9 protein-coding genes are annotated in these 12,467 nt (G+C 72.9%); 6 read left to right on the top strand and 3 right to left on the bottom strand.

The genetic code is table 11. The annotated features are described in order from the left end of the window. Positions 1–15 precede the first annotated feature (15 nt). Both FU792_RS03770 and FU792_RS03765 read left to right on the top strand, forming a co-directional pair. Complete coding sequence (locus tag FU792_RS03770; RefSeq protein ID WP_084485105.1) at positions 16–1,449, top strand: LutB/LldF family L-lactate oxidation iron-sulfur protein; 1,434 nt, start codon at positions 16–18, stop codon at positions 1,447–1,449. Next, positions 1,446–2,093 carry a LutC/YkgG family protein gene (locus FU792_RS03765; protein ID WP_022924292.1) on the top strand — a complete coding sequence of 216 codons (648 nt, stop codon included), beginning with the start codon at positions 1,446–1,448 and terminating at the stop codon, positions 2,091–2,093. The genes FU792_RS03770 and FU792_RS03765 overlap by 4 nt, the downstream gene beginning before the upstream one ends. A 134-nt stretch (positions 2,094–2,227) precedes the next feature. Here FU792_RS03765 and FU792_RS03760 read toward each other — a convergent pair whose 3' ends face one another. After that, positions 2,228–2,941, bottom strand: coding sequence for a VldE C-terminal domain-containing protein (locus FU792_RS03760; RefSeq protein ID WP_022924293.1), 714 nt, complete (start codon positions 2,939–2,941; stop codon positions 2,228–2,230). 62 nt (positions 2,942–3,003) lie between these two features. Here FU792_RS03760 and FU792_RS03755 point away from each other — a divergent pair, with 62 nt between their 5' ends. The 3 genes from FU792_RS03755 (at position 3,004) to FU792_RS03745 (ending at position 9,178) form a co-directional block, all read left to right on the top strand. Beyond that, the gene (locus FU792_RS03755; RefSeq protein ID WP_022924294.1) at positions 3,004–4,074 is read left to right on the top strand and encodes an aldo/keto reductase; all 1,071 of its coding nucleotides are present in this window, start codon (positions 3,004–3,006) and stop codon (positions 4,072–4,074) included. Between the two features lie 18 nt (positions 4,075–4,092). Then, entirely contained in the window at positions 4,093–5,058 is a 966-nt protein-coding gene (locus tag FU792_RS03750; protein WP_022924295.1) for an acyl-CoA thioesterase, read from the top strand. 178 nt (positions 5,059–5,236) lie between these two features. Further along, positions 5,237–9,178, top strand: a complete 3,942-nt coding sequence (locus FU792_RS03745) for a cell wall-binding repeat-containing protein (RefSeq protein ID WP_022924296.1) — start codon at positions 5,237–5,239, stop codon at positions 9,176–9,178. Between the two features lie 131 nt (positions 9,179–9,309). Here the strand turns inward: FU792_RS03745 and FU792_RS03740 are convergent, their stop codons facing one another. Next, the gene (locus FU792_RS03740) at positions 9,310–11,142 is read right to left on the bottom strand and encodes a glycoside hydrolase family 15 protein (RefSeq protein WP_022924297.1); all 1,833 of its coding nucleotides are present in this window, start codon (positions 11,140–11,142) and stop codon (positions 9,310–9,312) included. A 164-nt stretch (positions 11,143–11,306) separates the two neighbouring features. Between FU792_RS03740 and FU792_RS03735 the strand changes: the two genes are divergently transcribed. Beyond that, positions 11,307–11,501: a hypothetical protein gene (locus tag FU792_RS03735; RefSeq protein WP_022924298.1), complete on the top strand. Its 195-nt coding sequence runs from the start codon at positions 11,307–11,309 to the stop codon at positions 11,499–11,501. On the opposite strand, the gene FU792_RS03730 is transcribed toward FU792_RS03735, so the two are convergent. Continuing rightward, positions 11,493–12,356, bottom strand: coding sequence for a pseudouridine synthase (locus FU792_RS03730; protein ID WP_022924299.1), 864 nt, complete (start codon positions 12,354–12,356; stop codon positions 11,493–11,495). The genes FU792_RS03735 and FU792_RS03730 overlap by 9 nt on opposite strands. Between the last annotated feature and the right edge of the window lie 111 nt (positions 12,357–12,467).

Below are 12,467 nucleotides of genomic sequence, written 5' to 3'. Positions count from 1 at the left end.
TCGACCTTCCTCGGCATGCCCTCCTTCCAGCGCGCGGCGAAGGGCGCCCTCGCCGACACCCAGCAGCGCCGCAACCTCGCGCACGCGACCGCCACGATCCGCGCCAAGCGGGCCGCCGTGGTCGGGGAGGTCGCCGACTGGGAGGCGCTGCGCGTCGCCGGGGCGGACGCCAAGGACGAGGCGCTGCACCACCTGCCCGACTACCTCGAGCAGCTCGAGGCCAACCTCACCGCGCGGGGTGCGACCGTGCACTGGGCACGGGACGCGGCCGAGGCCAACCAGGTCGTCATCGACGTCGCCCGGGCCCAGGGCGCCGACGAGGTGGTCAAGGTCAAGTCGATGGCCACCCAGGAGATCGAGCTCAACGAGGCGCTCGAAGAGGCGGGGATCGCCGCCTGGGAGACCGACCTGGCCGAGCTCATCGTGCAGCTCGGCCAGGACCGTCCCAGCCACATCCTGGTGCCGGCCATCCACCGCAACCGGGCCGAGATCCGGGAGATCTTCCGGCGGGAGATGGGCCGGGCCGGGCGGGCCGCGCCCGAGGACCTCACCGACGAGCCGGCGCGGCTGGCCGAGGCGGCACGGCTGCACCTGCGGGAGAAGTTCCTGCGCGCCAAGGTCGCCGTCTCGGGCGCCAACTTCGCGGTCGCCGACACCGGCACGCTCGTCGTCGTCGAGTCCGAGGGCAACGGGAGGATGTGCCTCACGCTCCCGCAGACGCTGGTGAGCATCGTCGGGGTGGAGAAGGTGCTGCCGACCTTCGCCGACCTCGGCACGATGATGCAGCTGCTGCCCCGCTCCAGCACCGGCGAGCGGATGAACCCCTACACCTCCACCTGGACCGGCGTCACCCCCGGCGACGGGCCGCAGGAGGTGCACGTCGTGCTCCTCGACAACGGCCGCAGCCGGGTGCTCGCCGACGAGGTCGGCCGGGAGGCGCTGCGCTGCATCCGGTGCTCAGCCTGCCTCAACGTCTGCCCGGTCTACGAGCGGGCCGGCGGGCACGCCTACGGCTCGGTCTACCCCGGGCCCATCGGCGCGGTGCTCAACCCGCTGCTGCGCGGTGTCTCCTCCGACGTCGACAAGAGCCTGCCCTACGCCAGCTCGCTGTGCGGCGCCTGCTTCGAGGCCTGCCCGGTGCGGATCGACATTCCCTCCCTCCTGGTCCACCTGCGCACCCAGGTCGTCGACGAGGCCAGTGGGCGCAGTGCGGAGGCCGCGGGTATGCGCGCCGCCTCCTGGGTCTTCGGCGACCACCGCCGGCTCGAGGCGGCGCAGCGGGCCGCCTCCCTGGGCGGTCGGCTGCTCGGTGGTCGCACGATCCGCTCGGTGCCCGGGCTGGGTGCCTGGACGCAGGCGCGCGACGTGCCGACCCCACCCACCGAGACCTTCCGCCAGTGGTGGGCGCGCTCCCACCGCAACGACGGGCATACCGGGGAGGACGCGTGAGCGCACGCGAGGCAATCCTGGCGCGGCTGCGCGAGGCCACCGCCGACGTGACCACCCCTGTCGGCGCGCGCGGCGAGGTGCCGACCATCTCGGCCGCCCCGGCGTCCGCGGCGGGGACCCTGGACCTCTTCGTGGACAACGTCGCCGACTACCGCGCCACCGTCGTCCGCTGCGCCCCGGACCGGGTCGGAGCGGAGGTGGCCGCTGCGCTGGCCCGCGGCCGGGCGCACGCTGTGCTCGTGCCCGACGGGCTGGAGGCGACCTGGGTGGAGCCCTCGCAGGCGGCCGGGATGTGGCTGCGCCGCGACGCCGGTGAGGACGGCAGCCCGCTGAGCCCTGGCGCACTCGACGAGATCGACGCGGTGGTGACGGCGGCCCGCGTCGGCATCGCGACCACCGGCACGATCGTGCTGGACCACACCGAGGACCAGGGCCGCCGGGCGCTCACCCTCGTGCCCGACCAGCACGTCTGCGTGATCCGCGCCGACCAGGTCGTCCACGACGTGCCCGAGGCGGTCGCCCTCCTGGACCCTGCCCGCCCGTTGACCTGGATCAGCGGCCCGAGCGCGACCAGCGACATCGAGCTGGACCGGGTCGAGGGCGTCCACGGGCCCCGCGTCCTCGACGTCGTCGTGGTGGGCTGAGCCGCCCTGCCGCTCCCCGAGGACCTGAGCAGAGAAGAGTGCTCGGGACGCGTGCTGCAGCGCCTGTGTGGAGAGTGTTTCTCTGCTTAGGACGCCGAGGGTGTGGCCCACCTGCCCCCATCGCCGATCCGGCGTCACTCCCCCCGCAGCACGTCGACGTGGACGTGGTCGAGGTGGCGCAGCACCGGGTCCTGCGAGCCGCCGGGGACGCGGTAGTCCTGCCAGCCCCGGACCGACTCACGCACCCCCCAGTAGTGGTCGTCGAAGATGACGTACTGCACCGACAGCTCCTCGGCGTGCGCCACGAGCCACTGCGCGAGGATCCAGCCGCGGTCCCGGTTGGCCTCGCTCACGGGCCGGACGAAGACGTCGACCGCCCGCCCGTCGTAGTGCGTGGACTCCGGGCCGTGGCCGGAGTCCACCCCGCCCGGGGCGAAGCCCCCGGTGGGCAGGTCGGGGAAGGAGCGCCGGGCCTCCTCGAGCACGGTCTGGGCCCGCGGCGTGAGGCCGTCGGCGGTGAGCTCCTGCGCCACGACGTCGGGGGCGCTCGCCCGGCAGGTCAGCGCGGTGCTCTCGCGAGCACCCCTGACGGCCTCGACGACGCCCTCCGGTATGCCCGCCCCGGCCGGGTCGGCCACGTCACCGTCGCCGGCGGCCGTCGCGGTCGCGGCCTGCGCCTGCTCCCGGTCCAGCGGCACCCGCTCACCGGCCACGACGACCGAGCACGGCGCCGCGGCCCGCTCGGCCCACCCGACCACCGGCCGCCAGGCGAGCACCGCCACCGCGGCGAGCAGCACCAGGGCGACGACGGCGACCCGGGTCCGCCGGGGCGGGGTGGGTGGGGGCATACCACCATCGTGCCGTGCGCTGCTGGCCCGCGGCTGGGAGCCGACCGGCGTAGCGTTGCCCCATGAGCGAGCCCTACTACGCGCAGGACGTCCCGGACACCCACCGGCCCTACGTCGCGGCCCCCGACCGGCACCAGAAGCTGGACTACCGCCGGGTGGGCGAGAGCGGACTGCTGCTGCCGCCGCTGTCCCTGGGGCTCTGGTACAACTTCGGCGACAACCGGCCGTTCGACACCCAGCGGGAGATCCTGCGCCGCGCCTTCGACGAGGGCATCACGCACTTCGACCTCGCCAACAACTACGGCCCGCCCTACGGCTCCGCGGAGGAGAACTTCGGGCGCATGATGCGCACCGACTTCGCGCCCTACCGGCACGAGCTGGTGCTCTCGACCAAGGCCGGGTGGGACATGTGGCCCGGACCCTACGGCATGCTCGGCTCGCGGAAGTACCTCCTGACCAGCCTGGAGGAGTCGCTGCGCCGCATGAGCGTGGAGGCCGTCGACATCTTCTACTCCCACCGCGCGGACGAGGACACGCCCGTCGCGGAGACCATCGGGGCGCTCGACACCGCGATCCGCCAGGGCAAGGCGCTGTATGCCGGGATCTCCAGCTACTCCCCGGAGCGCACCGCCGAGGCCGTCGCCGTGGCGCGAGACCTGGGCACGCCGCTGGTCATCCATCAGCCGGCCTACAGCATGCTCAACCGGTGGCCCGAGGACGGCCTGCTCACGACGCTGTCGGAGCACGGCATGGGCTCGATCGGGTTCACCGCGCTCGCCCAGGGACTGCTGACCGACAAGTACCTCGGCGACGGCGAGGCCCAGCGCTCGATGCAGCGTCCCTCCTTCGACGAGGGGGTGCTCACCGAGGACAACCTGGAGCGGCTGCGCGGGTTGGCCGCCGTGGCCCAGCGGCGCGGGCAGAGCCTGGCCCAGATGGCGCTGTCCTGGGCGATCCGGCCCGGTGGGGTGACCTCGACCCTCATCGGCGTCTCCAGCGTGCGGCAGCTCGAGGAGAACCTCGCGGCCGCCCACCGCACCGACTTCACCGACGAGGAGATCGCCGAGATCGACCGGCTGTCGGGCAGCACCGAGGGGGTCGACCTCTGGGCGACCTCTGCCGACATCGAGTGAGTCACTAGGCTTCGCCCCGTGACCGAGGCACCCCTGGACTACCCCATCGACGACCTGCTCGACGTGCTCGACCTGCGCCGGGAGGGCAGCACCACCATCCGGGTCGCCTCGCCCGAGGGGTTGGGTGAGGACCTGGCGGACTCGCAGGGCGACGTCTTCTCCGCTCGCAGCCAGCCCATGCCGCACGGCCGCGTCTTCGGCGGCCAGGTGATCGCCCAGAGCCTCATCGCTGCGGGCCGCACGGTCGAGCCGGTGGAGGACGGGACCGACCCCGCGCCGCTGGACCGCCCGATCCACTCGATGCACGGCTACTTCCTGCGCCCGGGCGACGCCGACCGTCCGCTGCGCTTCCTCGTCGAGCGCATGCGCGACGGGCGCAGCTTCAGCGCCCGGCGGGTGCACGCCGTCCAGGACGGGCGCATCCTCATGTCGATCATCATGTCCTTCCAGGAACAGGCCGGCGGCCTGGAGCACCAGATCGCGATGCCCGACGTCCCCGGGCCGGACGGTCTCCGCTCGGACCGGCAGATCCTCGAGCAGGTGCCGCACCCGGTCGCGCAGGAGACCGCGCGGCGCCGACCGGTCGAGCTGCGCCACGTGGAGCCGCTGCTGCTCGGCCCGACCGAGCCGGGACCGGGCGAGCAGTCGGTGTGGCTGCGGATCGCCCGCGAGCTGCCGCAGGACCCGCTGCTGCACGCGGCGATCCTGGCCTACGCCTCGGACTACGTGCTGCTCGAGCCGGTGCTGCGGCGTCACGGCCTGGGCTGGGGCGACCCGCGGCTGCGTCCGGCGAGCCTGGACCACTCCATGTGGTTCCACCGCCCGGCACGGGTCGACGACTGGGTGCTCTACACCCAGAGCTCCCCGTCCGCGCAGTCCGGTCGGGGGTTAGGGACGGGGCACATGTTCGCCGCCGACGGGACGCTGCTCGCGACCGTCGGGCAGGAGGGCATGGTCCGGGTGAAGGGCGAGGCCGGGGGCTGATGCTTGACGTGGCGTCCGGGTAACGATCCGGTCACGGCGGAGATCCGTTCGTCGCTACCTGTGGACACCCTGAGGGTGCCCGGAGATACTGCCAGGGTCCCCTGGGAACCCGCAGTGCCTCGACGGTGAGGTGCTGTCCAGCGGCGACGTCTTCACCGTTCCAAGCAAAGGACACACTGTGCACCAGCCATCTGCACGCCGGAGGACGCGCCTGCTGGCGCTCGCCGGCGCAGGGGCCGTCGTCGCACCGCTGGCCCTGGTCGCCCCCGCAGCATGGGCGAACCCGGAGATCACGGTCAACGAGGACGGGACCTACATCGTCATGCTCGCGGACAGCTCGCTGGCCGCCTACGAGGGCGGCGTCAGCGGCATCCCCGCGACCAAGCCCGCCGAAGGGGAGAAGCTCAGCACCACGAGCGCCGCCGCCGAGGAGTACACCGCATACCTCGACCGGCAGCAGAACGCCGTGCTCGACTCGGTCGGCCTGGACCGGGCGGACGCCCGCTACACCTACTCGACCTCGTTCAACGGCTTCACCGCCGAGCTGACCGGCTCGCAGGTGTCCGCCCTGCGCAAGGACCCCGCCGTCGCCGCGGTGTGGGAGGACGAGGTCCGGACCACCGACACCATCACCACCCCGGACTACCTGGGCCTGACCGGCGAGGACGGCGTCTGGAACACCCAGTTCGGCGGCGATGCCGACGCGGGTGCGGGCATGGTCGTCGGCATCATCGACACCGGCTTCTGGCCGGAGAACCCCAGCTTCGCCGCCCTGCCGGGCGACCCGGAGCCGCCCGCCGACTGGAACGGTGAGTGCGTCGAGGGTGACGCGGCCAACCCGGCCGACAACGTGGAGTGCAACAGCAAGGTCATCGGCGCGCGGTACTACCCCGAGGGCAACAACACCGCGTTCGACTTCCTGTCGCCGCGCGACACCGACGGTCACGGCAGCCACGTGGGTGGCACCTCGGCCGGCAACATCGACGTCCCCATGGACTTCGCCGGCACCGAGCTGGGCACCGGCAGCGGTATGGCGCCGGCCGCCCACCTCGCGTTCTACAAGGCGCTCTGGGCGACCGAGGACGGCGGCGGCAGCGGCACGACCGGTGGCCTGGTCGCCGCGATCGACGACGCGGTCGCGGACGGTGTGGACGTCATCAACTACTCGGTCTCCGGTTCCTCGCAGTTCGTGGTGACCGCCGACGAGCTGGCCTTCTTCGACGCTGCGGACGCCGGCGTCTTCGTGTCGACCTCGGCCGGTAACTCGGGTGACGACCTGGGTCCGGGCTCGGTCGCGCACAACTCGCCGTGGACCATGACGGTCGCCGCCTCCACGCACGACCGCACCAACTCGGCCGAGGTCGAGCTGGGCGAGCCCCCCGTCACCCGCATCGCCGGCGACAACCGCTACGAGACCGCTGCCGAGATCGCGGCGGCCTACCCCGAGGGCGTGGACACCGTCTACATCGCCACCGGCAACCAGTTCGCCGACGCCCTCTCCGGCGCCGCGGCCGCCTCGCAGGGCCTCGTCCCCGCGACCGGCCTCGACCAGCCGGCCGTGGCCCCCGACGGCTCCCCGGCCCCGGTCCTGCTGACCAAGGTCGGCGAGCTCCCCGGCGCCACGATCGAGGCCCTCGAGGCGATCGACCCCGACAACATCGTCGTGCTCGGCGGCGAGAACGCCGTCTCCACCACGGTGAGCGACGCCCTCGAGGCGTACGGCACGGTGACCCGCGTCGCCGGCGACGACCGCTACGAGACCGCCGCCCTCGTCGCCCAGCAGTACGGCGACGCGGACCACGTCTACGTCGCCACCGGACAGGACGAGGCCTTCCCGGATGCGCTGTCCGGCTCCGCGCTCGCCGGGAGCGAGGGCGTGCCCGTGCTGCTCACCAAGACCGACCGGGTGCCCAACTCGGTCCGTGAGGCACTTGCCGCGATGGGCGACCCCGAGGTGCACGTCATCGGTGGGCCCAAGGCCGTGACCGGTGACGTCTTCGAGGAGCTCGGCGCCTCAGAGCGCCTCGCCGGCAAGGACCGGTACGGCACGTCCGTCGCCGTCGCCGAGCAGTTCGGCTTCAGCGCGGACGACCCGGCGCCCGTGGTGCACACCGCCACCGGGCGCGACTACCCGGACGCTCTCGCGGGGTCGGCACTCGCCGGCTACCAGGGCGTGCCCGTCATGCTGAGCCGCCCCGACGGGGTGCCCAGCGTCGTGCTCGACGGCATGGAGGCGTTGGCTCCCGAGTCCGCGGTCATCCTCGGTGGCGAGGGTGCGCTGAACGACGACGTCCGGATCCAGATCGAGGCGCTGTTCGCGGACAGCACCGAGACCTATGCCGGCATCAGCGCCGGCGAGGGCGTCGGTCCGGCTCCACTGGTCAACTCGGTCGACATCCCGGCCGCGGGCGCCACCGCCGATGACGCGCTGCTGTGCCTGCCGGGCTCGCTGGACGCTGCCGAGGCCGCGGACCACATCGTCATCTGCACCCGGGGCACCAACGCCCGGGTGGAGAAGAGCGAGACGGTCGAGGCCGCCGGCGGTGTCGGCATGATCCTGGCCAACAACACCAACGACGAGTCGCTCAACGGCGACTTCCACTCGGTGCCCACGATCCACGTCAACGGCACCGCCGGTGACGCGATCAAGGAGTACGAGGCCTCCGACCCCGACCCGATGGCCACCATCTCGGCCTCCGGCGAGGGCCCGGAGATCACCGTCCCGGAGATGGCCGGCTTCAGCTCCTACGGCCCGGCGATCGCCGGTGGCGGGGACCTGCTCAAGCCGGACATCACCGCCCCGGGTGTCGACGTCATCGCCGCGGTCTCCCCGGCCGGGTCCGCCAGTGGCAGCAACTTCGACAGCCTCTCCGGCACCTCCATGTCCGCCCCGCACATCGCCGGCCTGGCCGCGCTGATGATGCAGGACAACCCGGACTGGGGCCCGATGGGCGTCAAGTCCGCCATGATGACGACGGCCGACCCGACCAACTCCGAGGGCGAGCTGATCAACTACGCCGGTGCGCCGGCGAGCCCGCTCCACTACGGGTCCGGTGAGGTCGAGCCGGCTGCGGCGTACGACACGCCGCTGGTCTACGACTCCGGCATCGTCGACTGGTATGCCTACGCCTGCGCCATCGGCCAGCTGCAGCTGGTCGGCGGGGCCGCCATCTGTGAGGACCTCGGCACGACGGATGCGAGTGACCTCAACTACCCGAGCATCTCGATCGGTGACCTGGGCGGCGCGCAGACCGTCACCCGCACCGTGACCGACGCGACGGGCGACGGTGGCACGTTCACCGCCGAGGTCGAGGCGCCCCCGGGGGTCGAGGCGGTCGTCGAGCCGTCGACGATCACCGTCGAGCCCGGTGGCACGGCGACCTTCACGGTCTCGTTCACCACGGCCGGCGCCCCGCTGGACGAGTGGACCTTCGGGTCGCTCACCTGGACCGGTCCCGGTGCCGACGTGACGAGCCCGCTGGCCATCCGGCCGGTGGCCATGGGTGCGCCGGAGGAGATCCGTGGTACCTCCACCGACGGCTCGGAGACCTTCGAGGTCACCCCGGGCTTCACCGGTGAGCTCACCTCGGTCGTGCACGGCCTCATGGCCTCGCAGGTCACCGAGGTGGAGGTCACCTCCGACGGCCCGAACGGTGGCGCCGACTACGACGACTACACTCAGACGGTCACGGTGCCGGAGGGCACCACGGCCATCCGGGTCGAGGTCGTGGCGTCGGAATGGACGCCGGCCGAGCTCGACCTGGACCTCTTCCTGGAGGACAGCGACGGCGTTGTCGTCGGCCAGTCGGCCGCCGGTGGTTCGGACGAGTCGATCACGATGATGGCGCCTGCCCCGGGCGAGTACACCGTGGCGGTCGACTACTGGAACGGCGCCGCCGGCGCCACCGCCAGCGGTCCGCTGCACGTCTTCATGCCGTCCGCGGACGAGGGCAACATGACGGTCACGCCGTCCCCGGTGACGGTGGTCGCCGGCACGCCGCTGGACCTGACCGCCGCCTGGACCGGGCTGGAGGCCGCCACCCGCTACATGGGTGCGATCGGCTACAGCGACGGCACCGAGGAGGTCGCCTACACCCTGGTCTCGGTCAACACGCCGTGACCTCGGCCGGCCGGGGCGCAGCGCCCCGGCCGGTCACCGCGACGGGCCCGCCTCTCCCACCGGGAGGGGCGGGCCCTTCGCCTTCCCCCGAGCGGCCGCGCGGTCTGCGTCGACCGACCGCGCGGTATGCCTCAGGCCGACGGCTCCCGTACGTCGGCGATGGCGTCGGCGGCACGGACCAGTCCCAGGTGGCTGAACGCCTGCGGGTAGTTGCCCAGCATCCGACGCGAGGCCGGGTCGTACTCCTCGGCGAGCAGGTCCAACGGCGCCCCGGCGTCCACGCACGCGTGCATGAGCCGCTCGGCGTCCTCGATCCGGCCGGAGCGGGCATACTGCTCGACCAGCCAGAACGTGCAGATGAGGAAGGGTGCTTCTCCCCCGGCGAGACCGTCCATGTTGTCGCTCTCGGTCATCCGGTAGCGGTGCAGGAAGCCCTCGTCGTCGACGAGCTCGCGCTCCAGCCGCGCGACCGTGGCGAGCATGCGCGGGTCGTCGTAGCCGCAGAAGCCGGTGTGCGGGATCTGCAGCAGCGAGGCGTCCACCTCGTCGGCGCCGTAGGTCTGCCGGAAGGCTCCGTCCGGGCCCACGCCCTGCTCCTCGATCTCCCGGCGGACCCTGTCGCGCAGCTCGCGCCAGTGCTCCACGTCGCCGCGCAGGCCGTGCTCCTCGACGGCCCGGATCCCCTGGTCGAAGGCGGCCCACACCATGACCCGGCCGTGGGTGAAGAAGTGCTTGTCGCCGCGCATCTCCCAGATGCCGTGGTCGGGCTCGTCGAGCCGCTCGGCCTGGGTGGCGAGCATCATCTTCTGGATCCCCCAGCTGTAGCCGTCCTCGGCGATGCCGGCGTCCCGCAGGTCGGCCAGCGCGAGCATGACCTCGCCGATGACGTCGGCCTGGTACTGCGACGCGGCGCCGTTGCCGATGCGGACCGGGCGGGAGTCGGCATACCCCTGCAGGTGGTCCAGCTCGCGCTCGAGGAGGTCGCGCTCACCGGCCAGGCCATACATGATCCGCAGCTGGTTGGCGTGGCCGGCGATGGCGCGCAGCAACCAGTCCTTCCACGCCTGCGCCCCGCCGTCGAGCCCGTGCATGATCATCGCCTGGAGGGTGAGCGCGGAGTCGCGCAGCCAGGTGAAGCGGTAGTCCCAGTTGCGCTCGCCGCCCGGGTCCTCGGGCAGCGAGGTGGTCGCCGCGGCGACGATGCCGCCGGTGTCGGTATGCGTCAGCGCCCGCAGGACGGTCAGCGAGCGCGTCACCTGCCGCGCCCAGGGGCCGGTCGCCTGGATCTGCCCGCTCCAGCCACGCCAGTCCCGGATGGTCTCCTCCAGCACCGCGGGGACGTCGATCCGCGCGGGCAGCGGCTTCCACGATGCCTGGCCGGTCAGCACCCAGGCCAGCTCCTCCCCCTCGTCCAGGCTGTGCCGGGCCCGGTGCGTGTCTTCCTCGCGGACCGCCTCGGGCAGCGGGCCGTGCAGGATGAGTCGCGAGGGCCCACCGACCGCGGTGAGCACCTCCTCGGTCCGGCCGTCCTCCTCCTCGACCGTGGTCCGGTGCACCCACGGCCGCACCGTGGCGTACTCGAAGCGCATGACCAGCTCGTGCTCGACCTCGACCCGTCCGGAGGTGCACCGCACCACCCGGACGATGTCGGAGCGGCCGTCGACGTGCGGCATGAAGGTCGTCACCTCGGCGGCGCCCTCGGGGCCTCGCCAGTGCGTGCGGAAGACGAAGGTGCCCTCGACGTAGTCGCGGTCCTCGACCTCGCCGTCGACGACGCGGATCAACCAGCGCCCGTCCTGCTCGGTCCCGAGCAGGGAGGCGAAGACGGAGGGCGAGTCGAAGCGGGGCAGGCAGAGCCAGTCCACGCTGCCCTCGGGCGAGATGAGCGCGGCGGTGCGCATGTCGCCGACCACCGCGTAGTCGCCGATGGGGACGTCCGGGCCAGGGTTCTCCGCCGCAGTCATACCCAGGAGTCTGTCAGCCGCGTGCGGCGCGTCCGGCATCCCTGCCGCCCGCGCGTGGCGGCGCACACCTGCGGCACAGGTGGGCGGTGCACCATGGAGCGACCGGTCGGCCGCACCCGTGGGTGGCCGACCGCCCGTGACGGACGAGCGAGAGGACACCGGCGATGTGGTGGAGCGACCTGCTGTGGGGTGTGTGGAACGGCCTGACGGCGTGGGTGGTGCTCATCGCGCACGTCTTCGGCGCGTGGGAGCAGTTCCCCTTCTACAACGAGATGCGTGCCGGCAACTGGTACGACCTCGGCTTCCTCATGGGTGCCGGCTCACCGCTGCTCGGGATGCTGCGCTCGCGGTCACGCTGAGCCGTCGACACCGCTGATGGGCAGCCGCCGCCGCGAGGCGTAGTCGCGGTCCTGCCCGGTGACCGGGTCGACGAAGGACAGCCCGACGGCGAGCAGCTGCAGCGGCGTGCCGAGGTCGTCGGGGTCGACCGGCCGGACCGTGGGATAGAGCGGGTCGCCGTCGATGGGCATGCCGAGCCCGGCGAGGTGCACCCGGAGCTGGTGGGTGCGGCCGGTCTGCGGCGTGAGCCGGTAGTGCCCACGACCCGCACGCTCGCCGAGCAGCTCCACGTGGGTGACCGCGTCCGGCTCTCCCGCGACCGAGCGGGCCTGCAGCGAGCCGCGCTCCTTGACGATCCGGGTGCGGACGGTGAGCGGGAGGTCCAGGTCGTCTCGGGCGGGGGCGAGCGCCTCGTAGGTCTTGCGCAGACCGCCGGCCTGGACCATCCGCTGGTAGGCGGCGCGGGCCGAGGCGCGGGTGGTGAGGAGCAGCACGCCGCTGGTCAGCCGGTCGAGGCGGTGGACCGGCGCGATCTCCGGCAGGTCCAGCGCCCGACGCAGCCGCACCACGACGGTCTCCGCGACGTGCCGGCCGCGGGGCATCGTCGCCAGGAAGGGCGGCTTGTCCACGACCAGCAGCCCGGTGCCCTCGTCGTGCTCGAGGACGTCGACCTCGAACGGGACCGGCACCTCCTGCGGCAGGTCGCGGTAGAGGTGGACCACCCCGCCCGGCCGGTATGCCGTCCCGCGATCGACACGGGTGCCGTCCGCGAGGTGGATCTCGCCGACGGCGAGGCGGCGGGCGATCCCGTCCTCGTCGCCGGTGCGCTCGACGAGGAAGGCCACGACGCTCTCCCAGGAAGCCTCCAGGGGCATCCGAACGCGCGCCGCCCCCAGCCCGTCACGCGGCGGCAACGGGGGCTGGGGGCGGGGGCGGCGGGGCATACCGTGCGGACCGGGTGGCCGGTCCACGAGGCTCAGTCGCTC

It is taken from the genome of Serinicoccus marinus DSM 15273 (assembly GCF_008386315.1).
Taxonomy (GTDB): Bacteria; Actinomycetota; Actinomycetes; order Actinomycetales; family Dermatophilaceae; genus Ornithinicoccus; species Ornithinicoccus marinus.
Note: the sequence above shows the minus strand (reverse complement) of the source record. Positions and strands in the feature narration are given on the sequence as shown.

Excerpts from the sequence above, each read along its gene's own strand:
- FU792_RS03770 (WP_084485105.1), top strand. The coding sequence starts at position 16 with ATGCCCTCCTTCCAGCGCGCGGCGAAGGGCGCCCTCGCCGACACCCAG.
- FU792_RS03760 (WP_022924293.1), bottom strand. The coding sequence starts at position 2,941 with ATGCCCCCACCCACCCCGCCCCGGCGGACCCGGGTCGCCGTCGTCGCC.
- FU792_RS03755 (WP_022924294.1), top strand. The coding sequence starts at position 3,004 with ATGAGCGAGCCCTACTACGCGCAGGACGTCCCGGACACCCACCGGCCC.
- FU792_RS03740 (WP_022924297.1), bottom strand. The coding sequence starts at position 11,142 with ATGACTGCGGCGGAGAACCCTGGCCCGGACGTCCCCATCGGCGACTAC.
- FU792_RS03735 (WP_022924298.1), top strand. The coding sequence starts at position 11,307 with ATGTGGTGGAGCGACCTGCTGTGGGGTGTGTGGAACGGCCTGACGGCG.
- FU792_RS03730 (WP_022924299.1), bottom strand. The coding sequence starts at position 12,356 with ATGCCCCTGGAGGCTTCCTGGGAGAGCGTCGTGGCCTTCCTCGTCGAG.